Genomic DNA, 24,723 nt, shown 5'->3' with positions numbered 1-24,723 from the left:
TTCCAAAGGCATTGCAATACGAAACCAAATGGTTACACAAAGGATTATACGAAACCTTTTGGTTTCATGTCAAGGGGGTTGTTAGATAACAATTCTGACTTAAAGTTTCTGTTCACTTTTTCAACAACTCTGAAATCATGGTATAGTTATGTAAAACAAGAGTGGAATAAAGGAGAACGAAATGATACGTTTTGCTGTTATAGGAACCAACTGGATTACAGAAGAATTCATACATGCTGCCCGCGAGACGGGGGAGTTCGACTTAACTGCCGTATACTCGCGTACGGAGGAAAAAGCTGCGGAATTCGCTCAGAAATTTGAGGTTTCTCATATCTATACAAGCCTAGAAACGTTTGCACAAAGTAAGGAATTTGATGCGGTTTATATCGCGAGTCCGAACTCGCTTCACGCTGAATATGCGATACTCTGTATGAATCATGGCAAGCATGTTATCTGCGAAAAGCCGGCGGCATCCAATACCGCTGAGCTCTCAGCGATGATTAGAGCTGCACAAACGAATAAAGTGGTGTTCATGGAAGCTCTCAAGTCCACGCTGCTTCCTAATTTCAAGGCGATACAAGACAATTTACATAAACTAGGGAAAATTCGTCGTTATTTTGCGAGCTATTGCCAATATTCCTCTAGATATGATGCTTATAAGCAGGGAACGGTACTGAATGCGTTCAATCCCATTTTTTCAAATGGCTCGATTATGGATCTAGGCGTTTATTGTATTTATCCGTTGGCGGTGCTTTTTGGTGCTCCTGAACGCGTACAAGCAAGCGGAGTGCTGCTGGAGTCGGGTGTAGATGGCGAGGGCAGCCTGCTTCTGAGCTATAAAGAGATGGACGCGGTTATCATGCACTCCAAAATATCGAGCTCCTATCTGCCTGCAGAAATTCAGGGTGAGCATGCGACAATGGTCATCGATAAAATCAACACGCCTGAAAAAGTTGAAATCCGTTACCGAGATGGTTCTGTCGAAAACCTGACGCGGGAGCAGGGTATAAGAACGATGCGCTATGAAGCGGAAGAATTTATTCGGCTTATCAAAAGCGGAGCATCGGAGTCACTGACGAACTCACATGCGAATTCCAGCATAGCAATGGCCATTATGGATAAGGCAAGAAAGCAGATGGGGCTTGTTTTCCCTGCGGATCGTAAGGTGGGTCAGTTCGAATAGGCGAAGGTAGTGAAGCGTTCTTGCAAATGAATCAAAGCTTGCCGCACATCATTCCATCAATAAACGAACGGTTTACGCCCGTCCTTTTGGGCAAGAGTAACTAAGGTTGTGTAAGTTCGATACTGGCAGGCGAAGTTGTACTTTGTACAACATTAAGCAAGATAATCGGCGTTATCGCGGCATTTGTTGCAGAAAATACAACATTTTCTCCCGAAAGTAGCTCAATTGGGTGAAATACGGAAAAAAAGTTGTACAATATACAACATCAGCAGCTTGTTGAGAAAAAAACGCCGAAATTGTTGCACGTTGTACAACTTTTGCCCGTTTAAGTCGGGGTATGACTGTCACTTAGAAAACAAAATCACTCACAGGGTGAAAATTTGCTTATTCGTAATCATAGCAATACCGAACCAACATCAGCACTAAAGCTAACACCTAGAACAAACCATTTCCCTACTCGCGGTAGCTTCACTTCTCCCTAATACCATTCTCTTATTTGTTTTGGGGTAAGCGATGCTTACCTTTATTTATTTGAGTGAGGAGAAAGGTCGAAATACCTGAGCTTGAGGGATTTGATTGGATTATATCCAATGATGTCTCATGACATCGGCGGTTGGGGTTAGTTTCATTGGATTTATACAGTGGAATATGTGGATATGGCTCTGAAGAGCTGGTTTTGGAGCATTCTGTTGGATTAACTCCAATGGAAACGTGCAAACAAAGTGAATGAGCTCGATTTGATTGTATTTTATCCAATGGTGTAAAGCATAACGCTGCTGCACCAGCTGATACGGTTGGTACAGGTGGAGCAGGTTTTATCATGTGATGCGGATAAATCGCGGGGAACCGTACCACAAGTAAGGCGAAATATTAGCCACTAAATAATGCTGTCATTACATCTTCGAAATGACTTCGATAGACGGTTTTCTCATAGTTTCTTAATAATGTAATCTGCAGTACGTATGGCAAGGGCTATTGTCGATAATGTCGGATTGGATGCTCCTAGGGGAGGGAGTACACTATTATCGGCCACAAATAAACCGGCCACGCCAAACACCTCTCCATAGCGGTTCGTTGCTCCATCGCGACTGTCATCACTCATCCGACAAGTTCCCGACGCATGATTATCTTGTCCTGGGGGCATCAGACAAAGATCAGACTTGCCGTTCTCAGAAATCAAAGGCGCTTTAATGACTTCGGAAACTTGTTTTACCGCTTGTGCAACTTGATCAATAATTTCTTTATCCTTTTCACTATAAGAGAAATCGATTTGTATCTTCGGCACCCCGTATTCATCCCGGATATTCGGATTCAAATAAACTTGATTTTCAAACCGTGATTCCACGATACCGAAACCCTCAAAACGAACCTCCAATTCCTTCTGCAAAGGCGGTTCTTCATAACTGTACCAAAAATTGTCTCCAGGTCCATAGAGTTGAATTTGAAAGGGCTGGTCGTTCGTTTGAGGGATTAAAATACCTAGCGTCCCTAACAGCTCGGAAAAATCCGCTCTGTCCAGCACTCCATGCGCCATGATAAAAGAATGATTGGTAAGATAATGACCGATTGCTCTTCCTTGAATCCCTGAATGAAGCAGAATTTGTGGAGTATCAAGAGCCCCTGCCGAAAAGACCACGTTCCTGGATTTAAGAAAAAACGATTTCTTGTCAGGGTTCTTCACTTCTACGCCGACAGCTTTCCCATTTTCGTGAAGCACCTTCACTGCTCGGGCATTCACAGCCAAATCAAAAGACCTGCGGTTTAATGAATACGCAAATAAATTCATGGCGCTGAAAAAAACATTGGAATGGATTCGTCCATATTTTGTCTGTGCTAAATCAACCGCTAGCGGAAAACCCGCCGCTTCGTTAAAACCACCTCCACGAAGCCGGTTCACAAGGACTTCCGTGATTGAAGAACCCTTGGTGTATTCCCGACTAACATTCATCACCTCTTCGGCAATATTGTAGTAATAGTTCATCTCTTTCAATGTGAGCGGCCACTTACTCAGCACTGAAGGATGCATTCGAGGAGAGACGCCAGACCAAAACAACGTTCTTCCCCCAAGCGCATAAAACAGCGTTGCCGCCGGAAAGTCCGGGATTCCCTTGCCAATCGGTATCGAAATTTTAGGGTTTGTAAATAATTGTACGTATCGCTTCACATTTAACGTAGGGAGGTTCTGTGCATGCATGGGTAATAAAAGATCGCCCGCTTCAATGATGCCGATCCGTTTGCCGCTCGCTCCCAACTGTTCGCATAGCCTCCAAAGAACGGCACTGCCTCCCGCCCCGGTGCCAATGATCAATACGTCATAATCGGTTTTCTCCATCTCCTCTATTGGAGTAAGTGGAATCCATTGATCCAGATAGTCTGTCGGAGGGGCAGGTGGACAAGTGGGGGGAATATACAATCGGCTCATGCCAGCCACGTTTAACGAGGGGAGCCTCACCGGCTTGCCGCTAATGTTCTGATCAGGCTTCTCAATGTTCGGATTCAGCGCCATAAGCTCAGTGACTGGAATCTGATGTTGATTTGCGATTTTCCGCAGGGTATACCCGTCATTTGCGATGTATATTCTCATGGGATCACTTCCTTTCGAACTGCTTCTATACCGTACGGCCGCTTCAGAGTATCCAGCCTGTTTCGTTTGCCCAATCTTGTCGGATTGGATCATTCATCGGGCAGCCCAAACCATTCCCCGTTTCATCATTGTCAAGACTTCAGGCATTGTTACAATGTTCAAGGAGTGTCCTAAAGCACAATAAAAAATCCGTCCTCTTCCGTATTTTTTTGTCCATACTACAGGCATGACGGTTTCTCTCCATACTTCCGGGGGATGAACCTTAAAAGTGGTGGTTGCAAGTACTTCATTAGCCGGATCAACAAGAAAGTAGTATTGTTCGGTAGTAACCGTAAAATCTCGAATTCCTGCCATTATAGGGTGATCACGATTGCTAATGTGGACTTGATAGGTTACTCCCGCCCCTCCAGGATGAGCGACAAAATGTCCGCCTACCATGAGCTGGTACTCGATTTCACAGCGAAACGCGTCTCCCATACCGCCATGCATCCCAGCCACTCCGGTTCCGTTGTTGACAGCTTCAAGGAAGGAACGCAATTGTTCTTGCGTAATCGTTCCCAGAGTCCAATCGGGAACGATCAAATCCGTCCGCATTAATTTCTCCCGGTCAAGCAACACGTCCAACGTATCCGAAATTTCTACCTCAAAGTTTTCTTGCCGCAATAATTCCGCCAGAATCACTGCAATTTCTTTTGGCCTATGGGGTTGATATCCTCCTTGAATAATTAACGCCTTTTTGTTCTTGCTATAACCATTTCGGGCTGGTTGCGAGTTTATATTTATAATTAAAGAATGATTTTTCATTAGGATTTTTTCCTCCGTCGTACAAAAACAAATTTGCGGTACTTTCACCGTTAGAGTGCTCATTGACTGAAGTACCTGCCGCCGTTTACATGGATCACTTGCCCGACCGCATAGGAGGAATCACTAGATGCCAAGTGTATATAAGCCGGTGTAAGCTACGCAGGCTCTGCACCCCGTTGCTGCAGAGGCTGATATTGCGGCGGTGGAAAATGGGTACTTCGTGGCATTTGGAGTAGCTTCCATATTTAGGTTTCAGTATATACAATCCCCTTTCGGGTGAACTCAATTTTCGTATTTGGAAGTTCGATACCATCAATATATGCCCAATTACATTTTTTGGTGATAGCCCAAGGCATGCAGAAAACCACCCAAAATCTACAGCATCTACGCGCCGTCCGAACACCTATATTGCGCCGTTCATAAGACTGCCGATGAGGCGGATCGCGAGGAATTGGCCGAACTGCTCGAAGACGATGACTGAACAAGTTGCTATCGTCAACTGAATAAAGGGCACCCGAATGGGTGCCCTTAAATTCGCCTTATTGATGTTACGCTGAACCTTACCATAAGTAAGGCAAATTGTTTGCATAAAATTATATCGAAACAAGGATATGAATATAAAATTGCAGGATGCGCGTTAAACCTAAAAAGGACCGTCAGGATGATCTGACGGTTTTTATTTATTCTATTCCAGAGACCCAGAGGGACGGCCGCTGCCCGTGATGATGGGCCTGTTTGAAGCAGTTAGCGTACGTGTGGAACGCTTTCGAATCAAATGATACACAATGCCCGCGAGGAGCCATACGCCTCCCATCCATAGGGCATCTTTGTCGAGCAGTGACAGTAGATAGCCAATGAATCCGGCTCCGATCACCGGGAGAATGAGATAGAGGAACGTCTGTTTCGGCGAGCGCTGCTTATCTCTGATGTATTTTTGAGCAATAACTGAGATGTTTACAAAGAAGAAGGCCGTCAATGCCCCAAAATTCACGAATTTCACCGCATTGTCTAGCGATATAACAAGAGCGAGCAGAGAGACGACGCTGACGATCACGATGTTGGTGACAGGTGTGTTGAACTTAGGATGAAGGGAACCGAACACCCGCTTAGGGAGAACGGAATCGCGCCCCATCACAAAGAGGAGACGAGAAACGCTAGTTACCGATGATAAGCCTTGGGTGAAAATGGCGAGTATAAGTACGGTGATGAACACGGAGCTAAGTGCGGCTCCACCGACGAGCTTCACGATCTCGAACCCAGCCGAGTCGATATGGATGAAGGTTAGCTGTGGATAAACCAACTGTGTCAGAAAAGACGGCACCAAGTAAAGAATACTGGCTGTAATGATGATAATCATGATGGCCCGAGGGATCGTTTTCTCGGAGTTTTTCGTTTCTTCCGACATGGTTGTGACCGTGTCAAAGCCTAGAAAAGAGAAGCAGATCATCGATGCTCCGGCAAGAATGGCGGAGAAGGGGACTTCGGTTTGCAGGAATGGCTGCAGCGGATGAACGTCTCCGGTGATATTTCGGAAAAGGAAAAGACAGAAGACCGCGATAAAAAGGATCTGAATCCAGACGAACAGCTTGCTGAGATTTGCCGAAAACTTAATGCCAATCATATTTACGATACCGAGAACGATATTGAGCCCAATGATCCAGACATACGCCGGAATGGACGGGAATTGTGCGTGAAGATAGATGCCGAAGGTAAGGCAGGCAATGATGGGGGAGAAAAAGTAGTCAAGGAGCAGTACCCAGCCGACCAGGAAGCCTAAGTAGGGATGGATGCTTTTCTTCGTATAAGTGTAAGCAGAACCTGATGTGGGAAAAGATTTGGACATGACACCATAGCTGTACGCGGTGAAAAAGATGGCAACGAAAGCAAGCAGGTAAGCTTGCGTCAGCATGCCATGTGCATTCTCATAAGCAATGCCATAGATGGAGAAATAAATCATAGGTGTCATCCATGCTAACCCCATATAAACGACTTGGGATAGGTTTAAAGATTTGCGTAGTGTGACTTCTGATTTCATGATGTTGACACTCCCTTATATTGTTTTCCCGGTGATCTAACGGAGCGTATATGCAAAAAAGCCAAGGAGATATCTATGAAACAGATATCCTCCCGGGCTTTTATCCCTCCGTGAACACAGGGTTAGCTGTGCGTTTTCTCTTGGTCCAGACCGAGCTGCTTGCACTCGCGGAACCCTAGAAAACCATGTATGTGATGAATCGTTACTTACCTATTAGCGATAATGGCAATTTACTTGCTTATGTTAGATATTGGCTATGTGTGTAAGTTAATATAACACATAGTTTAGCTTGTGAGAAGTATTTTAGATAAAATACGGAATTAATCTAGAAGTTATTGACACACATCATTAACGATGTTATGTTTAGTAACACAAACGAATACGATTGTTTACTAGGGTTCCGCCGGTTATGACCGGGCTGGTCCGAGAGTAAACCGCTCTTGAAGAAGAGCGCCACGGAAGGATAAAAACCTGGGAGATATCACCAAGACATTAGAGTCTTGTGGGATGTCTCCCTTTTTGTTTAACGAAATGGCGAAGGAGATGGGTAGCATGGATAACATTTGGAGCAAGACGATAGGACCGGGCGGCAAGTGGTCAGGAGCGATTGGTAGAGGGAAGTTGATTCGGTTTACGGCGCTGGAGGCCGGCGCAAATGTGTCTATACAAGTGTTCCACGCGAAGGATCTTACGGAGCGCTACAATATGCCGGATACGCTGAAAGCCCAACATACAGCTCATTTGACGCGAGGAAACGTGCTGATGAGTGACAATGGTCGAGCGTTAGTGAGCATCGTGGAGGACAGTATTGGTTGGCATGATCCGCTTAGTGGATACACAAGCCGTGCGGCTACGGATGCCAAGTACGGAACGACGAATTTCCAAGGGCAGCGGAATGATTGGCTGCGGAGCGGACAAGAGAACTTTACGGTAGAGTTGGTACGTAATGGCCTTAGCATGCGCGATATGATGCCGGTTGTGAATCTATTTTCCAAAGTGTTTTGTGATGACAATGGGGATATGCATTTTAGTGATACTCATTGTCCTGCGGGAGCCACGGTTACGCTGCGTACGGAATTAGATTCCTTGCTCATCTTATCGAACACGCCGAACCTGCTTGACCCAAGATCCACTTATCCATCTGTGCCAGTCAAAATTGAGGTGCTGGCTGCTGCTCCTGTGGGTGAAGATGATTATTGCTTGAATTATCGTCCGGAAAATCGCCGAGCTTTTGAAAATACATGGGAATATCACACGCTGTTAGGAGGAATTTAAATGGCTGTTTTTAATCGAGTGGAAAGCCCTCGCCTCGCCCGGGATGCCATCTATAGCGAAGTTATTCAAGCGGGAGACGGTTGGATGCGCGTTTTGAAGCCAGGGCAGGTGCTGCGCATTGTCGATCTGGAGGGGAATCAGGCGGCAGATACGCTGTTTTATGATGCGGAAAATCCAGAAGATCATTATAGTGCAGTCGCAACGATTGCTGGTCAAAGCAATATTTATCTCAGCACAGGCTCTATCCTTCGGGCGGAATCCGGTAAGGAATTGCTCAAAATCGTAGCCGACACCTGCGGGCGCCATGATACGGTCGGGGGTTCGTGCTCAGCTCAAAGCAACACAGTACGCTACGCGCACGATAAGCTGTCCATGCATAATTGTCGGGATACGTTTATGCTCCAGCTTGCTCAGCACGAAAGCGGAGCGTATACGAAGCGGGATTTGGCACCCAATATTAACTTCTTTATGAATGTACCCGTCACACCGGATGGTGGACTGAAGTTCGATGATGGAGTTTCCGCTCCAGGCTGTTATGTAGAGGTCCAGTCGCTAGGCAGCTCTATGGTGCTTATTAGTAACTGTCCGCAGCTTAATAATCCTTGTAATGCCTACAATCCTACACCGATTCAGGTTCTTATCTGGGAGAAGTAAGTTCCTTTGCTTAAGAGGAGATAGATGGTCTACGAAATTCGAAGGGGTGTGGATGCGATGTTTACTAAAGTGCTGATTGCTAATCGTGGCGCTATCGCTGTACGTATTGAGCGTACTTTGCGCAAGCTCGGGGTTGCGTCCGTTGCTGTATACACAGGGGCAGATCAAGATAGTTTACATGTGGATGGTGCGGATGAAGCTGTTCTGATCGGTGAAGGGCCTGCGAAGGAAAGCTATCTGAATACAGAGTTGATTTTGAAAACAGCACTGGAAACCGGTGCGCAAGCGATTCATCCAGGTTATGGCTTTTTAAGTGAAAATGCGGACTTTGCCCGCGCTTGCCGAGAGAATGGCATTGTGTTCATCGGACCTACGCCAGAGCAAATGGAAATGTTCGGACTCAAGCATTCTGCACGGGAAATCGCAGAAAGAGCCGGCGTACCGATGTTGCCGGGAACGCCGCTGATTACAGAGCTGGATGAGGCAATAGTTGAAGCTGCGCGTATTGGTTACCCTGTTATTCTTAAAAGCACAGCAGGCGGCGGCGGCATTGGGATGCGAGTCTGTGCAGATGAGGCAACACTGAGATCCGCTTATGATGGCGTACGTCATTTGGCAGAGACGAATTTCAAAAACGGCGGTATGTTTCTGGAAAAATATATCGCAAGAGCGCGTCACGTTGAGCTACAAATTTTCGGTAATGACTTCGGTGAAGTCGTTACACTAGGTGAGCGCGATTGTTCTATTCAGCGCCGTAACCAGAAGGTCATTGAAGAAAGCCCGGCTCCGAATCTGTCAGATAAAGTGCGTGAGGCGATGTTCGCCTCGGCGAAGCGTCTTGCTGCTGAAGTAGGCTATCGCAGTGCGGGTACGGTGGAGTATCTCTACGATCCGGAGACGTGTGAGTTTTACTTCCTTGAAGTCAATACCAGACTTCAGGTTGAGCATGGGGTAACGGAGGAAGTGTTGGGAGTTGACCTTGTTGAGTGGATGGTGCTTGAAGCAGCGAATGAGCTGAAGGATATTCAGTCTCTCATTCGTAAGCCAATAGGCCACAGCATTCAAGCGCGTATCTATGCGGAGGACTGCCTTCAGCAGTTCCGTCCGAGTGCAGGGCAGCTGGATCGTGCGGTATTTTCGGATAAAGCAAGGAATGAGACGTGGGTTCGGGATGGTCTTACGGTCACAACCCTTTACGATCCGATGCTGGCTAAAATCATTGTCCACGGTATAGATCGTTTGGACGCCATTCGTAAGCTGATCGAAGCGTTGGCGGAAACGCGCATGTACGGGATTACAACGAATCTGCAGTATTTGCAGGCTCTTCTGCAAGAGAAAGATTGCGTAGACGGGAACGTCTTCACGCAATTGTTGAATACGTTCGAGCCTGTGGAACGGGCTCTGGAAGTTGTAGACGGAGGTATCCAAACCACCGTTCAGGACTTCCCTGGACGCATCCGCCACTGGGATGTGGGTGTGCCGCCTTGCGGGCCGATGGATCCGCTATCGTTCCGTATCGGCAACAAGCTGCTTGGCAACGCTGACGATGCCTGCGGATTGGAAATGACGCTGCGCGGAGGTTCTTATAAGTTCCGCAGTGACATGTGGTTCTGCGTCACTGGTGCAGATATGCAAGCGGAGCTGGATAGAACGGCTATTGTAACGTATAAGCCGGTGTTTGCGGCTTGCGGTCAAGTGCTGAGCTTCGGCGAGGCCAAGGAAGGTATGCGTACTTATCTTCTTATCGGCGGCGGCTTGGATATGCCGAAAATTCTTGGCAGCTCCTCCACGTTTACGCTAGGCGGTTTCGGTGGTCATGGCGGTCGAGCGCTGCGTACGGGAGATGTGCTGGGTGTGAATGAAGGTGGAAGTCCCGTTCAAGAGACGGCAGAACTTGCTCTAGAGTATCGTCCTGTAATGACGCGAGAGTGGACGATCGGTGTGATACCTGGACCTCATTGTACAGGTGAGTTTTTACATGCGGAATACTTGGATCAATTGAGGGAAACGAGTTGGGAAGTCCATTTTAACTCCTCGAGGACGGGGGTTCGTTTGAAAGGACCTGCTCCGCTGTGGACACGTGAAGATGGCGGAGAAGCGGGGCTTCATCCATCCAATATTCACGATAATGCGTATGCTGTCGGTACGCTGGATTTGACGGGGGATATGCCTATTCTTCTTGGGCCTGATGGCCCGAGTCTTGGTGGTTTCGTGTGTCCGGTGACGACGGCTTCGGCTGAGTTTTGGAAGCTGGGCCAGCTTCATCCAGGTGATACGATTCGATTCCACTTGCTGACACTTCCGGAAGCAGAAGCCTTGCGCGATCTGCAGGAAAGCAACTTGCGTGCGATTGGTAAGGGGAATTTCGGGCGGCTGGCGCTTGTGCGGCTCCCTGCTGTCAATGAAGTGATTACACCGGAATACCCGCGTCTTTTCCATGAGACTGCTAATCGCAGATTTCCAATCACGATCCGCTGCTGTGGTGATCAGAATTTACTAGTTGAGTATGGTGAGCTTGAGCTGGATTTGCTGCTGCGATTCCAAGTGCAGGCTTTGATGCAAGCGATTGTGGAAAGCGGCTCGATTCCGGTAATGGATTTAACACCAGGGATTCGTTCTTTGCAAATTCACATCGACCCATCAGAAATAACGGTAAGTGAAGCTTGTAAGAAAATTGTTGAGATTGACGCAGCGCTGCCTCCATTAGAAGAGTTCCGCGTACCTTCGCGTATTGTTCGTTTGCCGCTTTCTTGGGATGACCCCGCGACACAGCTGGCGATTCAGCGTTATCAACAAGGGGTGCGTCCAGATGCGCCGTGGTGCCCTAGCAACCTGGAATTCATTCAACGCATGAATGGATTAGATACAATTGATGATGTTAAAAAGATTGTTTATGACGCTAATTATTTGGTGCTTGGATTAGGTGACGTGTATTTGGGGGCTCCAGTAGCCACACCTGTCGACCCGCGTCATCGCCTAGTCACAACGAAATATAACCCAGCACGAACATGGACACCGGAAAATGCTGTTGGCATCGGTGGTGCATATATGTGCGTGTATGGGATGGAAGGCCCGGGAGGTTATCAATTCGTAGGACGTACCATTCAAATGTGGAATCGTCTACGTTCAACGGAAAGTTTTCAGTCGGGTAAACCTTGGTTGTTAAGGTTCTTTGATCAAATCCAATTCTACGAGGTCAGCGCTGAGGAATTGCTTCAACTGCGGGAAGACTTCCCGAGAGGCAGATATGAAGCGGATATTCAAGAAACGACCTTTGATTTAGGTGAATATTTGCAATTTCTAAGCTCCATCGAAGACAGTACGGAAACTTTCCGTAAGCAGCAGCAAATTGCTTTTAAAGAAGAGCGGGAGAGCTGGAAGGCGAAGGGATTGGCTGAGTACGTATCCGAACAGGAGACTGTCAATGAAGGACCAGAGGATGAACTGCCGGCAGGGACTGTTGCTGTACGCGGAATTATGCCGGGAAGTGTGTGGAAACTTCTTGTATCTCAGGGTGAACAAGTGAAGAAGGGCGACCAACTGGCAATTCTCGAAAGTATGAAAATGGAGTTCCCGCAGCATGCACCTTGTGATGGATATGTTTCTATGATTGGGGTGAAGCCTGGAGATCAGGTTCATGCAGGACAGTTGATTCTCGGAATTGCACAATCTGCTTAAGGAGAGAGGTGTCTGTAAATGACTGAGGCTAACAAGGTGGAAAAGATCGAACAGAATGAGAAGAATGGAATGAATGAGAAGAGTGGAAAGATTAAGGTGAGTGAAGTGCCAGAGGAGTTAAGTGTCTCATGGCTCCGGGATAAGTATGAGAAACAAGAATTGACTCCACAAGAAGTGATAGCGGCCATTGTGCAGCGCTCTTCAGATGATGCAGCTATGAATATCTGGATTACTCCGCCTGCGATGGATATCATTCAGCCTTATTTGGATCGACTGGCTGAGATAAACCTTGTGGACGCGCCGCTGTGGGGAATTCCATTTGCGATCAAGGATAACATTGATCTGGCTGGGGTGCCGACGACAGCTGGCTGCGCGGAGTATGCGTATACGCCGACGGAACACTCAGGCGTCGTGGAAAGATTGATTGCCGCAGGAGCGATTCCGGTCGGCAAGACGAACTTGGATCAATTCGCGACAGGGCTTGTCGGCGCGAGAAGTCCTTACGGTGACGCGCATAACGCGCTTCGCCCGGAACTGATCAGCGGCGGCTCGAGCTCCGGCTCAGCCGTCTCGGTAGCCCGCGGCCAAGCGGCGTTCTCGCTTGGCACAGACACGGCAGGCTCGGGCCGCGTGCCTGCTGCACTCAACCGATTGGTTGGCTATAAGCCGAGTCTCGGCGCCTGGCCAACCAAAGGGGTAGTGCCTGCCTGTGCGAGTTTAGACTGTGTAACCGTCTTCGCGCACAGCTTGAATGACGCGCTCGCCGTAGACGGCGTAGTGCGCGGGCATCACGCGGATGACCCTTGGTCACGAAGTGTAACAAGGAAAGCGGCTAAGCTTCCGGCGAAAGTTTTTCTGCCGGAAGGTGAGTTAGGCTTCTATGGTCCTTACGCTTCAGAGTATCGCGCTGCGTGGAATAATGCTGTTGAGAAATTGAAGGGATTAAGTGTTAATTTGAACATCCCCGTTGAATATATCGATGTTACGTTGTTCGCCGAAGCGGCGGCGATTCTGTATGAGGGCCCATGGGTGGCCGAGCGATGGGCGGCCTTGGGCAGCTTTATTGAAGCCAATCCGGGCATTGCATACCCCGTCACGGAAAAGATCCTTCGCTCGGGCTCTGCGGCCGAGTACGATGCTGCATCTGTGTTCCATGCGATGCATAAGCTGCAGCAGTTCAAGCTGGAAGCTCGCAAACTGCTGAAAGATGCCGTGCTTGTCATGCCTACCTGCGGGGGGACATGGATGCGCGAACAAGTTCTTGCTGATCCGATTAGCACGAATCGGGATATGGGGCGCTACACGAATCATTGCAATCTGCTTGATTTGTGCGGAGTTGCTGTGCCGGCGGGCGATGCGGCGCCGCAGACGCCTTTTGGCATCACGTTCTTCGCGCTCGCTGAAGAGGAGAGCTTGATCTGCGGCGCAGCCGAGCTGTTCGTGGCGGGTGCTGTTGACGCCGAACTGGAATCGGCTGCTGAAGCGAATGCGCCACGTATCGCGGGCTCCGCAGCAGATGAGGCTGCCGTGGCAGCTGTGCCGACGACGCTGGTCGCGGTCTGTGGCTTACACATGCGCGGCTACCCGCTGGAGAAGCAAATGCTAGGCTGTGGAGCGCGGTTCATCCGTGAGGATGAGACCGCAGCGAAGTACAGCCTGGTGAAGCTGCCAACCACGCCGGCGAAGCCGGGGCTTGTGAAGCAGCAGCAGGGCGGCGCAGCCATCCTGCTGGAGGTTTGGGAAATGCCGCTGGAGGCATTCGGCGGCTTTGCAGCTGCGATCCCAGCTCCGCTGGGGATCGGGAAGGTTGAGCTTCGGGACGGTACGGAAGTCCCAGGCTTCGTTTGTGAGGCTTACGCGGCCGCAGGCGCGGAAGATGTAACAGCTTTGCGCACTTGGCGCAAAGTGGTTCCTTTATAGGAGGCAGAGTGCGCCTGCCTGCTGGGAAGCTTTTGTTTCAAGTCGGAGAGGCGCAGCCAACGAACCATATCGAAATAAAGAAGACCGGATAAAGCCTTCGCTTATCCGGTCTTCTCTTCGACTATAACGACCCGGAATGACCGACCGCTAATTCGGTTATTTTCCAACCTATTCTTTATGCAAGACCTCCCTACTGTTTATCGTATGATGTAATAACCGCGTTCATAAACATAGAAAGGAGTTATGAATCGAAAGGGGGATGAAATGGTAAATAACGTATTGTTTTTCTCCGACATGGGGATCGATGACGCTATCGCTCTTATGTACGCTAGTTTTACGAAAACAATCAACATTGTCGGAATTGTTTGCAGCTACGGCAATGTTCCAGTCGAGGATGCCGTCCAGAATGCCCACTTTCTTCTCGATTCATTAGGAATGAACGATGTGCCGGTCATCAAAGGAGCGGAACGGCCAATGACGAGTGAATCTCCGACTTATACGACCAAAGCCCACGGGACGCATGGACTCGGTTCGATCGTTCCCCCATTTGCATCGGAGGGGCAAAATTTTGGAATCGTGAAATCTATCCTCGAACGATATGGTGGCGATCTCATCATTGTCGATACCGGGCGACTGACTTCTCTTGCAATGGCAATTATGTTGTATGAGGAATTGCTAAAGAGGGTGAAGGGATATTATATCATGGGTGGTGCCTTTCTTGTTCCTGGCAACGTTACGCCAGTAGCTGAAGCAAATTTTGTTGGCGACCCATTCGCTGCTGATCTTGTCATGAGGCACGGCGGACCCATTGCCTTGTTTCCATTAAATGTGACCTATAAGGCGATTGTAACGCAAAATATGAGTGATTCAATCAATCGGGTAGGAAAAGCACCCCTCTTCAAATCAATGTTTGATTTTTATTACGATTTTTATAAGACTTCCATGCCCCGACTGCAAGGCGCCCCGATGCATGACTTGCTTCCAATGATGGCTCTTGTTAATCGACAAATGTTCCAGTGGAAGAGTCGACCGGTTCGTGTTGTTACCCAGGAAGGAATCGCGAAGGGGCAAAGCATTGCTGATTTCCGACCAAGCGCCACCGTTGAGCCGAACGCGATTAGGCTCGCGCTAGATTTGGATTACGGACAGTTTTATTGGAACTTCATGACTATCATGACAGATAAAAAAGGATAATCCATAACTCCACAAGAGCCGGACTATCCTTTATTTGCTTTTTCCAATGCCGCCTCTAGATATTACTTATGCTCTTTGCAACGGCTCAACGGAAGCTTCAACAGTAGCCTTGCTTCTTGCACTTGATCTTCTGAAAGATAAAATTGTAATGACCATAGCAATCCCAACACCGATCGCTCCGATCCAAGTAACGGACGCCAGAGATATCTGTCCAACTACAACGCCACCAACGCCGGCACCGGCAGCCATAGCAAGCTGCATAACGGAGCTGTTCAGACTGAGCATAATACCTGAAGATTCTGGAGCTAGTGTAACTAAATTATATTGCTGTGTAGGCCCTGACGACCAAGCGGCGAAGGACCACAAGATAAGCAATGGAAATACGACACTGGGTGAGTGTGCAGCTAAAGTTAACAAAATAAGCGTGATTACATGTAACAGCATACCTGAAGTTAGTGTTCGCTTAACTCCCCACCGATCCGTGCTATAGCCTCCGAGCTTGGAGCCGAGAAGGCTTGCTATACCGAATGCAAACAAGGCAGTGCTCAGCATTTTCTCACCCATACCGGTAATCGTTAAAAGATAAGGTGAAATGTACGTATAGGCAATTGAATAGCCACCTAGCCAAAAGAAACTAACCGACAGGGCCATAACCATTTTTGGATTTTTCAACAATGCTAATTGTTTACGCAGCGGTATAGCCGCTTCTCCTTGCAAGGATGGAATGGTTAGTGCGATAACTACGATCGCTACTAAGCCCAGGGCGCCGATTCCGCCAAACACCATTTTCCAATCGTATGAGGCAGCAATCATTCTACCTAGCGGGACCCCGACGATCAAGGAGGCAGTGAAGCCCATGATGACAGTTGCGATCGCACTGGCCTGTCTTCCTTGAGGAGCGATTATAGCTGCGATACTCAATGAGGTAACAACGACGACTCCGGCTCCAAGAGCCATCAAAACTCGAGCACTGACGAACAGTCCGAATCCCGGCATGACAAAAGCCAATCCATTAGCAATAACGAACAAACCAAGTGCATAGAGGAGCAGCTTACGACGATCCCAGCCTGAGGTGAATGCCATGATGATCGGAGTACCGATCGCATAGACGAGCGAGAAAACAGTAATCAGTTGGCCTGCAGCCACTAATGAAATATCCATTGAGCTAGATATTTTATCCAGAATTCCCGCTATGATGAACTCTGATGTTCCGACTAAAAAACTAAGGAGCGCTAAGATGTAAATTTTCCATGTTTTTGACATTTGATAACCTCTTTCGTTTATATTTTTATATTTCTAAATGTATTGGAATACAAAATAAAAATTATGCGTTGCGGCAGATGTATGAATATATTTCTATATTTCTAAATGTGTAGAAATATAAAGCAAAAAAATTAATCAAGCAAATAAGGTACGAATTTTTTGGCGTTTTCCCAATTTACGGTGAAGTATACGAACGTTCCTTTTTTCTGGGAGTCAAGCAGTCCGCAGTCTGTTAATTGTTTCAAATGATGAGACAGTGTGGATAGGGCCACTGATTCCAAGCGGTTTTCAAGTTCTGCGGGGCATAAATTACTTTCTTTGATCAGGATCTCAAAAATTTTGTAACGAGTAGGTTCGCCTAACGCTTTATGAACTTTCACCGCTTGCTTGGCTTCCATACTGACATCAACCATCGTAGTTTGCTCCTTTCTGTTGTTTCTATATTTATCGAAATAAGAATAGCATGCCTCTGCTTAAAAGTAAATACCTGCGCGTGTTGCCTTACAACCAGTGATGTGGACTTATACCACTGCATTCGATGCGATAGGGAAAAATGGGCTGAGAAGTCGTTTTCCAATACTACCGCCATCAAAAACTCATTCGTATAGAAATCCTTGACCGGGATGTCATGCTCCTCACCCTTCAACCTGCTTACTGACCTCTGTTCTTAGTCCCTCTTTTTACGACTCCAAGCTGCATATATTAGACTTATCCACAAATTTACCCACAGTATCAACATGTCCACAGAGCAGGCTGTGTACAATAAATCAGACATTCTATACACATATCCACAGGACAACTTATCCACAGACATGAAGGTTTCTAACAGTGATGAGAACTCCTTCTGATGGATTCCATGGGGGGGATCCTAGATATTATTTTGTATAGTCATCTCTTATATGGCAAATAAGTGTATGGTAACTTAGGTGCAAGGTAACATTAACCATATCGTTGAAAGTTGTGGAGGTATTATGAAGAAAATTTTGGGCATTTATTTAACGGATCTTAGGAACTTGTGGAAAGTGCCCACAGGTCTTTTTCTTATGATTGCACTAGCTATTTTACCGTCTGTGTATGCCTGGATTAATCTAGAAGCGATGTGGGATCCTTATGCCAATACGTCTGGTATCAAAATTGCTGTAACAAGCAATGACCAGGGGGCTGTTGTCGAGGATAAAGCCATTAATATCGGCAATGAAGTTGTGGATAATTTGAAAAATAATCATTCTCTGGGTTGGACGTTTGTGAACGAGCAGGAGGCTCTGGACGGTGTTGAGCGAGGGGATTATTACGCAAGTTTGATTATTCCGGCCGATTTTTCCCGAAAAATAACGAGTATTGTGGATGGATCGATGGTAAAGCCGGAGATTTTATATACGGTAAATGAGAAAATTAATGCGGTCGCTCCCAAAATTACGAGCAAGGGTGCTTCCAATGTGACTGCTCAAATCGGCGAAAATTTTATTAAAACGGTGAGCACGGCTATTTTGACGCGCTTGAAAGAGCTCGGTATCGATTTGGAGAAAGAGTTGCCGACAATTCGGAATATGGAGTCAAGGATCTTTGAGTTGGAAAAGCGCTTGCCGGAGATTACGGCTATGGGAGACAAAGCGCTGGAGATCGAGCAGAAGCTGCCGGACATCAAGGAAAAGGGGCAGAAAATCGTCGAGCTCGAGAAACGGATTCCCGAAATGGATCGGGCCGGTGATACGATTCTAAAGATTGAAGAGCGTTGGCCAAAGATTGAAGCAGCTGCGCAAGAGGTATTGGTTATTCAGCAAAAACTGCCGGAGATTCAGCGGGCCGCTAATCGCATCGCAGAACTGGATCAGAACTTCGGCAAGGTCGAAGAGGCACTAAACACAGCGATTGATAAATCTCGCAAGGCGGATGAAATTGTTACCGCTGCGTTAAATACTCTGCCAAAAGTAGAGGCCATTGCTGCGCAAGGTGGTGCGTTTGCAACCCAGTTGGCCAACTTTTTACAAAATAATGATGCGGCGTTCCAAGCGCTTATCCCTGTCGTGAAACAGAATTTGATATTGCTTCAGCAGACGACGGATGCGGTAACCCAGCTTACTGGCTTGCTCCAGGATGCTAATCTTGACCCGCAGAAAGCTTTGGCTGCTATAGGGCTGCTCACGGATCGCCTTACTGCGGGCATGGCGGTCATTGATCGAACAGTCGACCTGCTTACGCGTTTGAACACCTACTTACCCAATGGCCCGCTGACCGATTCCATTGACCGTTTGAACAGTGTCAAATCAAAGTTCAGTAACCAACTTGAAACGTTAAGTAAGATTCAGTCGGCCATTCAGCGCGGAGAGAAACCGGCGAAAGACCTTGTGGATAATTTGAATGCATTGTCCAAAGAAGCGAGCAGCGCATTAGGCAGTATTTTGTCGCGCTACGACTTGGAAATTGTCCCGAACATCACCAAGGCACTGGGTCAAATGAAGTCTATCGCCCAAAACTCAGCTGCTGATCTGCAGACACTTCAGTCCCAACTGCCGAACATCAAAGAGATCTTAGTGGATGCGCAGAGCGGCATTCATTTCGCGCAAGCTCAGCTCGATATGCTGCAAAAGGATCTGCCGAATATCCGCGCGAAGGTACATGAAGCGTCAACGACCCTTCAGACCAAAATGAACGAGTTCACCAACGCGATCAATGAAGCCGCGCCGTTCGTTCGCAATGATCTTCCCAAAGTCCGGCAAAAGCTGCATGAGGCAGCAGACTTTGTGCGCCATGATTTGCCGGCGGCTGAGGATGAAATTCGTAAATTATCCGACCTGTATCAGACGAAATTTCCAGAGGTAGAGAGTGCCGTTCATCTAGCGGCAAACCTGGTGCGCAATGATTTGCCAGAATTTGAGGCGGCTGTCCGCAAAGCGGCGGATCAAATCCGTAAGGTAGAAGGCGGGGGCAGTATCGAAGAAATTCTCCGACTGCTGCAAAATGATATTCAGAAGCAAAGCGATTTCCTCGCGAATCCTGTGCTGATTAAAGAGGATAGGCGTTTTCCCATTCCGAACTATGGGTCGGCGATGTCGCCCTTTTATACAACGCTATCCCTGTGGGTAGGTGCTATGCTGCTTGTTTCGCTGCTGAGAGTGGATGTAGATAACCCGGACGGCCTGCTAAAGACGCACCATATTTACTTTGGGCGTATGCTCATCTTCCTGACAGTTGGATGTCTCCAAGCCATTATCGTCACAATCGGCGATATGTACCTCTTGGGCACATATGTTGTGGATAAGTTCTGGTTCGTTATTTTTGCGATTCTCATCAGCATAGTGTTCATAACCATCACATACACATTAGTCTCCGTATTCGGGAACATAGGCAAAGGAATTGCGATCATCTTCCTTGTGCTTCAGTTTTCCAGCTCCGGCGGCACTTTTCCGGTTAGCACGGCATCGCCTTTTTTCCAAAAGCTTAACCCGCTCGTGCCGTTCACTTATGCGGTAGGTATCATGCGTGAGACGGTTGGTGGTATGCTGCTCTCCGTGGTGCTTAAAGATGTGTTCTTCCTCTGCTTATTCATTGTGATTTGCTACGTCATTGCTTTAGTGCTCAAAAAGCCGCTCAGCGGCTATACCCAGAAAGTTGCGGAGAAGGCGAAGCAGACGAAGCTAATTACTTGAAGAAGGTGATGTCGCTTGTACTAGGCGTAAGGGGAGGGGGAGTTTTTACTGACCGTTTGTAAAACGGATTTTTGCATAATTTTGCAACAATTACCAAACCAGTCCGTCTTATTTAAAAAGGCGGTGTTGGCATGAATAAACTAATCATGTGGATTGTTCTTCTTGTGTTTCTATTTCCCGCAAATACCTATGTGCTATCCTGTGCGCAAATGCCATCGATTGATCAGGCTTATGAACAATATGATGGTGTCATTATTGGTCTTGTTGAGGCTGTTGTTCGCAAAAAGGAGAGTAATCAAATTCAATTAACTGTCGTAAAAAGCTTTAAAGGTATTGAGGAACGTACAATAAAAGTGGGCGAGGACATCACATGGGGATCACTTAACGGGCCAAGTGAGAAAGGTGTGCATTATCTCCTTTTTCTAAAAAAGAAAGGGGACGAATGGGAAAATCCACTTTGTTCACCTTCTATGAAGTTAGCCGATGCATCCAAAGAGCTCGACTACTTGAAGGATAAAGAGGTCCCGTTGAAAGAGGCAAAAGCTGCAGCAGAATCTTTTACTACTATAGCAGACAATACGTCAAATCTTTGGATTATCATCGCCATCCTTGTTGGCTTGATAGGGGCTATCTTATTTAGAATTCTTCGTTATAAGAAGCGATCTAACAGAAATAAATAAGCATTTACTTACTTCACTAGCCGTTTAGACTTGTGCCTTGGTCACAGGTCTTTTCTCTGTATTTTCCATTTTCGCAAAAATAGAACTTAGACTTTGGTCTAGGTTTTTTCGCGACCTTTGGCTAACGAAAGACAGTACCTTAGTGCGTTAAGAACTTATTAGATCTCTTTTATAATGAAGATAACGTAAAGGAGAGCGAGGAATTAATGTGAAAAAAACTTCGTGGTGGTCGTATTTAATGGCTTGCAGCGGCTTGCTATTGATCCCCCTAGTGGGACTCATCTACATTCATCTAAATCAGGAGGACGGGGTGGCTTACAGCTTAGTTACTGATCTAGATCGGCAAATTCCGTTTATGAAGAGCTTCGTTATACCTTACCTGTCCTGGTATGGATTTCTGTTGGTTGGGTTCTTATATTTGGCTTATAAGGATCGCAGCATGTACTATAAAACACTTTTTCAGTTCATAATGGGTCTGCTCTTGTGCTATGGGGTATATGCTATATATCAGACGACTGTTCCTCGGCCGGAGCTAACCGGAAGCGATTGGCTGCTGCGGATGGTACAGTGGGTGTATCGCTCAGATCAACCGTTTAACTGTTTTCCAAGTACACATGTATTAACTTCGTATTTAATGATGAAAGCCTATTTAAGATCAACAACTATAGTCTGGCCCTATAAAATGGCCGTTACGAGCATGTCATTGCTCATTATTGTATCGACACTGTTCGTAAAACAGCATGTTCTTCTGGATATTGTGGGTGCCGTACTGGTTTCAGAGGGTGTTGTGTATGTCGTGGAACGTTTTAGAATGGGTTTGCTGAAAAATTCGGTGGCTGTGAATACACAGCAGCGAAAGTTCGAAGGGGGACTTAGAAGATGAAACGTAGGGACAAACTATTAATCCTGACAGGCAGCTTAGGGGACGGGCATAATAAAGCAGCGCAAGCGATTTTGGAAGCTGCACGGTTTTATAAGCCGGATGTGGACGTGAAAGTGGTTGATTTCCTGGAGTGGACGCATCCTTATCTGCATTCCGTGGGCAAATACTGCTATATGCAGTGGGTGAAAAGTCTGCCTTCGGTTTACGGGTATTTGTACCGCAAGACGCGAGAGGATAATACATTGTCTCATATGTTTAAAAAGATGAAATCGTTCAGCACTGACAGGATGCTGGAACTGCTTCATGAAGAGGAGCCGACAGAAGTGGTGTGCACCTTCCCGGGAGCGGCCGCGGCGATGTCGTACTTAAAATGTAACGGACTAACTACGGTGCCTACTGTGACAGTGATGACGGATTATACGGATCACAGTTACTGGGTTCATCCCGGTACGGATCGTTATCTCGTTGGCGCCGAGCATGTGAAGCAATCGCTTCTGCGTTACCGGATTCCGGAGCAGCGTATTATGGTGACAGGTATTCCGATTCGAAGGCCTTTCACACAAACGTATGATCGGAACGAGCTTCGTGATAAGCATGGTTTGCACCGTGATATGCCTACCGTACTAGTGATGGGTGGCGGGCATGGCTTGATCGGCAAACAGTTCAAGTCTGTACTGCAATCAGATGATCTGGCGGTGCCGGTGCAGTTTGTATTCGTATGCGGGCGCAATGAGAAGTTGAAGCAGCAGCTAGAGGAGGAGCTGGGCGGCGAGAAAACACGCCATCGCGTGATGGTCACAGGATTCGTGGATCACATCCACGAGCTGATGGCTTTATCCGATCTGATCGTGACGAAGCCGGGAGGACTTACCGTATCCGAGGCGCTCGCACTCGAGTTACCGATGATGCTGTACAAGCCGATACCTGGTCAAGAGCAAGATAATGCGGCATTTCTTGTTGGCCTTGGAGCGGCGATTGAAGTGAAGAATGCGGTGGAGCTGAAAAGACAATTGCTTGAGGTTATCGCCAACCGGTCTTTGCTGGTGAGACTTAAGAAGAATGCCAAGCTTAGTCAGCAGAACCAAGATGCTCTTCACACGCTGAATGCGATATTGGATACTCACCATCATTTCATCCCTGCACTTGATGGCCTGCAGCTAGCCTATGCAAATGTGTGATACGTTGGGTCATCAACATCAAATGTAAAGTTAGTTTTGTTTGGGAGCCCTTTCGTCCCTCTTTTTCCTCTTCAAAAAGCACCGTACTTTGGCTCAAATTGCACAGGTGCTTATTCTGTCAAGTTTGGTGTCAATGTGTGGGGGTTTCCAGATTGTCTCAAAATTAGATTTGTGAATCGGGGATCTGCTTGACATGTTATTATTGTCAACATGAATGAGGAACCCCGTGAAAATACGATCCTATTTATCCTCATGCATCGTAACCACGATGTCTTGCTCATAATTTCCGAATTGCTTGCCGAACAACGTAATTCCGCCGCAGTTTGTGGAATCTTCTAAGGATGCAATTCGAAAATGGATGTCTTTTGCGAAAGAAATATCTAAGTCTTGGATGGTGATGTCGGAAATCTTTGTTCCGTCCAAGAAAGAACCTTGCGGATTGACGGTGATGATTTTCAAAAGACCGTGCTGAGTGAAACCATTTCCCCACCAATCCGGGGATAGCACACCTCTTTGCTTTCCAAAATCACCAGGGCTCGTCCACTGACCTAGGGGAGTTTCGTTGATAAAGAAAGAAATATCGGATGGCCAATTCTCGTTAAACCCCGGGGCCTCGGAACAGATTTCAAAAGAAATTTCCATGGAGCGAAGCTTCTGATTGCTGTGAAAAAAGTTAGGGATTCTATATTCGACATAACCGCTCCCGAACCAGAGGATGCCGGCGTGCACATGCTGGGGATCCGCGAAATATCTGGGGTCATCAATGACGCCAATAATTTGCGTAGGTGAAGCAAGACCGCACGTAGGCCTCACCTCGAAAGATGAGTATTGGCCAACCGGAATTGAAATCGTATTCGTCGGTTGTTCATACGATTTCTTTGCTTTGAACTGAAGCATCGCTTGTTCGAGCTGCAGATAACATACCTTCTGAGTACCGCGAACACCTGTCATACTCTCGGACGTAACAATTCCTGCTTGTTCTAGCTTCTGTATATGCTTAGTCACAATAGCGGATGAAATCTCTAGCCGCTGTGATAATTGCTTGATATTCAAAGGTTCTTCGCCTAGCAGCTCAATGATTTTCACTCGGGTCTCCGAGGAGAAACATTCAAGGAAGTACATATTTTTGGTCGAAACCTCAATTTGCATAGTAAGACCTCATTCTAATGTTTTTATTCATTGTATAACTTGTAGGTTAATTAAACAATGTTAAGACAGAGATAGAATTGGCTGCTAGATTGCGGAGGAGATGAGGTCCGATGACCAATTGCAGCAGCATGCGGCATACCTCGGGCCGGTTCTGGATATCATCGAAGGAGAAATGAATCATTGTCCACCCCATTCCTGTGAGGAACGTATCTCGGTTCAGAGCGTAACTGAATTTCTCGCGATCCATATCTTTGATATGGCTTTGATAGCCGTCGCACTCAATTCCAAAACGACCAAATGGGGTGAGGAACGCGAAGTCGAGGAATTGCGACTTGCGATTCCAGTCGTAGATCTCATATTCCGGATGTAGGTTGTCAAAGTTTCCGAATAGTGGCCACCATACCTGTTGGAGCAGCAGCTTTTCTGCAAAGTTGTGCCCCCTGAGTAAACGTCCCTTTCTTTCACCAGTTCTGCGAGCATGACGGATTTCTATGAACGATTGATGTGCTTGTTCAAATGGCATTTGGCATACGCCTCCTTATAAGAGAATAAAAAAACGCCCTTGCGCCACAGGGCTCAAGGACGTTCTTCGTCTA

Annotated in this window: 16 protein-coding genes, 2 pseudogenes and 2 riboswitches; of the genes and pseudogenes, 10 read left to right on the top strand and 8 right to left on the bottom strand. The window is 47.1% G+C overall.

What is annotated here, in order from left to right; genetic code table 11:
* Positions 1-181 precede the first annotated feature (181 nt).
* A complete protein-coding gene (locus tag QFZ78_RS20280; protein ID WP_307550275.1) occupies positions 182-1,183 on the top strand; it encodes a Gfo/Idh/MocA family protein in 1,002 nt (333 codons plus the stop codon).
* A 928-nt stretch (positions 1,184-2,111) separates the two neighbouring features.
* Here QFZ78_RS20280 and QFZ78_RS20275 read toward each other — a convergent pair.
* The 4 genes and pseudogenes from QFZ78_RS20275 to QFZ78_RS20260 form a co-directional block, all read right to left on the bottom strand.
* Positions 2,112-3,767 (bottom strand): GMC oxidoreductase, encoded by a 1,656-nt coding sequence (locus tag QFZ78_RS20275; RefSeq protein ID WP_307550273.1) that lies wholly within the window; start codon positions 3,765-3,767, stop codon positions 2,112-2,114.
* 93 nt (positions 3,768-3,860) lie between these two features.
* Positions 3,861-4,571: a ThuA domain-containing protein gene (locus QFZ78_RS20270; RefSeq protein ID WP_307550271.1), complete on the bottom strand. Its 711-nt coding sequence runs from the start codon at positions 4,569-4,571 to the stop codon at positions 3,861-3,863.
* A 59-nt stretch (positions 4,572-4,630) separates the two neighbouring features.
* Positions 4,631-4,726, bottom strand: a pseudogene (locus tag QFZ78_RS20265) (NAD(P)-dependent oxidoreductase); the annotation flags it as partial.
* A gap of 530 nt (positions 4,727-5,256) precedes the next feature.
* Positions 5,257-6,606 carry an APC family permease gene (locus QFZ78_RS20260; protein WP_307550268.1) on the bottom strand — a complete coding sequence of 450 codons (1,350 nt, stop codon included), beginning with the start codon at positions 6,604-6,606 and terminating at the stop codon, positions 5,257-5,259.
* 87 nt (positions 6,607-6,693) lie between these two features.
* Positions 6,694-6,796, bottom strand: a riboswitch (guanidine-I (ykkC/yxkD leader).
* A gap of 191 nt (positions 6,797-6,987) precedes the next feature.
* A riboswitch (guanidine-I (ykkC/yxkD leader) is annotated at positions 6,988-7,086 on the top strand.
* A gap of 72 nt (positions 7,087-7,158) precedes the next feature.
* On the opposite strand from QFZ78_RS20260, the gene QFZ78_RS20255 reads away from it, so the two are divergent.
* The 5 genes from QFZ78_RS20255 (at position 7,159) to QFZ78_RS20235 (ending at position 15,327) form a co-directional block, all read left to right on the top strand.
* A complete protein-coding gene (locus tag QFZ78_RS20255; protein WP_307550266.1) occupies positions 7,159-7,881 on the top strand; it encodes an urea amidolyase associated protein UAAP1 in 723 nt (240 codons plus the stop codon).
* Positions 7,882-8,535 carry an urea amidolyase associated protein UAAP2 gene (locus tag QFZ78_RS20250; protein ID WP_307550264.1) on the top strand — a complete coding sequence of 218 codons (654 nt, stop codon included), beginning with the start codon at positions 7,882-7,884 and terminating at the stop codon, positions 8,533-8,535. It abuts the gene before it with no gap.
* Positions 8,536-8,592: 57 nt separating this feature from the next.
* On the top strand, positions 8,593-12,213 hold the full coding sequence (uca, locus tag QFZ78_RS20245; RefSeq protein WP_307555805.1) for an urea carboxylase: 3,621 nt from the start codon (positions 8,593-8,595) through the stop codon (positions 12,211-12,213).
* Between the two features lie 69 nt (positions 12,214-12,282).
* On the top strand, positions 12,283-14,133 hold the full coding sequence (gene atzF / locus QFZ78_RS20240) for an allophanate hydrolase (protein WP_307555803.1): 1,851 nt from the start codon (positions 12,283-12,285) through the stop codon (positions 14,131-14,133).
* A 264-nt stretch (positions 14,134-14,397) separates the two neighbouring features.
* Entirely contained in the window at positions 14,398-15,327 is a 930-nt protein-coding gene (locus QFZ78_RS20235) for a nucleoside hydrolase (protein ID WP_307550262.1), read from the top strand.
* Between the two features lie 66 nt (positions 15,328-15,393).
* On the opposite strand, the gene QFZ78_RS20230 is transcribed toward QFZ78_RS20235, so the two are convergent.
* Positions 15,394-16,590 (bottom strand): MFS transporter, encoded by a 1,197-nt coding sequence (locus tag QFZ78_RS20230; RefSeq protein ID WP_307550260.1) that lies wholly within the window; start codon positions 16,588-16,590, stop codon positions 15,394-15,396.
* 131 nt (positions 16,591-16,721) lie between these two features.
* The gene (locus tag QFZ78_RS20225; protein ID WP_307438165.1) at positions 16,722-17,003 is read right to left on the bottom strand and encodes an ArsR/SmtB family transcription factor; all 282 of its coding nucleotides are present in this window, start codon (positions 17,001-17,003) and stop codon (positions 16,722-16,724) included.
* A 558-nt stretch (positions 17,004-17,561) separates the two neighbouring features.
* Between QFZ78_RS20225 and QFZ78_RS20220 the strand changes: the two genes are divergently transcribed.
* The 4 genes from QFZ78_RS20220 to QFZ78_RS20205 all read left to right on the top strand — a co-directional run bounded on the left by QFZ78_RS20220 (position 17,562) and on the right by QFZ78_RS20205 (position 22,978).
* Positions 17,562-20,237 carry a YhgE/Pip domain-containing protein gene (locus QFZ78_RS20220; RefSeq protein ID WP_307550258.1) on the top strand — a complete coding sequence of 892 codons (2,676 nt, stop codon included), beginning with the start codon at positions 17,562-17,564 and terminating at the stop codon, positions 20,235-20,237.
* A gap of 131 nt (positions 20,238-20,368) precedes the next feature.
* Complete coding sequence (locus QFZ78_RS20215) at positions 20,369-20,917, top strand: hypothetical protein (RefSeq protein WP_307550256.1); 549 nt, start codon at positions 20,369-20,371, stop codon at positions 20,915-20,917.
* A 208-nt stretch (positions 20,918-21,125) separates the two neighbouring features.
* A complete protein-coding gene (locus tag QFZ78_RS20210; protein WP_307550255.1) occupies positions 21,126-21,800 on the top strand; it encodes a phosphatase PAP2 family protein in 675 nt (224 codons plus the stop codon).
* Positions 21,797-22,978: an MGDG synthase family glycosyltransferase gene (locus QFZ78_RS20205; RefSeq protein ID WP_307550253.1), complete on the top strand. Its 1,182-nt coding sequence runs from the start codon at positions 21,797-21,799 to the stop codon at positions 22,976-22,978. The genes QFZ78_RS20210 and QFZ78_RS20205 overlap by 4 nt, the downstream gene beginning before the upstream one ends.
* A 240-nt stretch (positions 22,979-23,218) precedes the next feature.
* On the opposite strand, the gene QFZ78_RS20200 is transcribed toward QFZ78_RS20205, so the two are convergent.
* Both QFZ78_RS20200 and QFZ78_RS20195 read right to left on the bottom strand, forming a co-directional pair.
* Positions 23,219-24,127, bottom strand: a complete 909-nt coding sequence (locus QFZ78_RS20200; protein WP_307550251.1) for an ArsR/SmtB family transcription factor — start codon at positions 24,125-24,127, stop codon at positions 23,219-23,221.
* Positions 24,128-24,215: 88 nt separating this feature from the next.
* Positions 24,216-24,650: pseudogene (locus QFZ78_RS20195) on the bottom strand (hypothetical protein); the annotation flags it as partial.
* Positions 24,651-24,723: the final 73 nt, after the last annotated feature.

The organism is Paenibacillus sp. V4I5 (assembly GCF_030817255.1).
In the GTDB taxonomy this organism is placed as follows: domain Bacteria; phylum Bacillota; class Bacilli; order Paenibacillales; family NBRC-103111; genus Paenibacillus_E.
This window is presented reverse-complemented; position numbering and strand designations above follow the sequence as displayed.

Bases quoted from the DNA above. Each gene is read 5' to 3' on its own strand.
- QFZ78_RS20225 (WP_307438165.1), bottom strand. From the start codon at position 17,003: ATGGTTGATGTCAGTATGGAAGCCAAGCAAGCGGTGAAAGTTCATAAA.
- QFZ78_RS20270 (WP_307550271.1), bottom strand. From the start codon at position 4,571: ATGAAAAATCATTCTTTAATTATAAATATAAACTCGCAACCAGCCCGA.
- QFZ78_RS20230 (WP_307550260.1), bottom strand. From the start codon at position 16,590: ATGTCAAAAACATGGAAAATTTACATCTTAGCGCTCCTTAGTTTTTTA.
- QFZ78_RS20255 (WP_307550266.1), top strand. From the start codon at position 7,159: ATGGATAACATTTGGAGCAAGACGATAGGACCGGGCGGCAAGTGGTCA.
- QFZ78_RS20275 (WP_307550273.1), bottom strand. From the start codon at position 3,767: ATGAGAATATACATCGCAAATGACGGGTATACCCTGCGGAAAATCGCA.
- QFZ78_RS20260 (WP_307550268.1), bottom strand. From the start codon at position 6,606: ATGAAATCAGAAGTCACACTACGCAAATCTTTAAACCTATCCCAAGTC.
- QFZ78_RS20250 (WP_307550264.1), top strand. From the start codon at position 7,882: ATGGCTGTTTTTAATCGAGTGGAAAGCCCTCGCCTCGCCCGGGATGCC.
- uca (WP_307555805.1), top strand. From the start codon at position 8,593: ATGTTTACTAAAGTGCTGATTGCTAATCGTGGCGCTATCGCTGTACGT.
- QFZ78_RS20205 (WP_307550253.1), top strand. From the start codon at position 21,797: ATGAAACGTAGGGACAAACTATTAATCCTGACAGGCAGCTTAGGGGAC.
- QFZ78_RS20280 (WP_307550275.1), top strand. From the start codon at position 182: ATGATACGTTTTGCTGTTATAGGAACCAACTGGATTACAGAAGAATTC.
- atzF (WP_307555803.1), top strand. From the start codon at position 12,283: ATGAATGAGAAGAGTGGAAAGATTAAGGTGAGTGAAGTGCCAGAGGAG.
- QFZ78_RS20200 (WP_307550251.1), bottom strand. From the start codon at position 24,127: ATGCAAATTGAGGTTTCGACCAAAAATATGTACTTCCTTGAATGTTTC.
- QFZ78_RS20235 (WP_307550262.1), top strand. From the start codon at position 14,398: ATGGTAAATAACGTATTGTTTTTCTCCGACATGGGGATCGATGACGCT.
- QFZ78_RS20220 (WP_307550258.1), top strand. From the start codon at position 17,562: ATGAAGAAAATTTTGGGCATTTATTTAACGGATCTTAGGAACTTGTGG.
- QFZ78_RS20215 (WP_307550256.1), top strand. From the start codon at position 20,369: ATGAATAAACTAATCATGTGGATTGTTCTTCTTGTGTTTCTATTTCCC.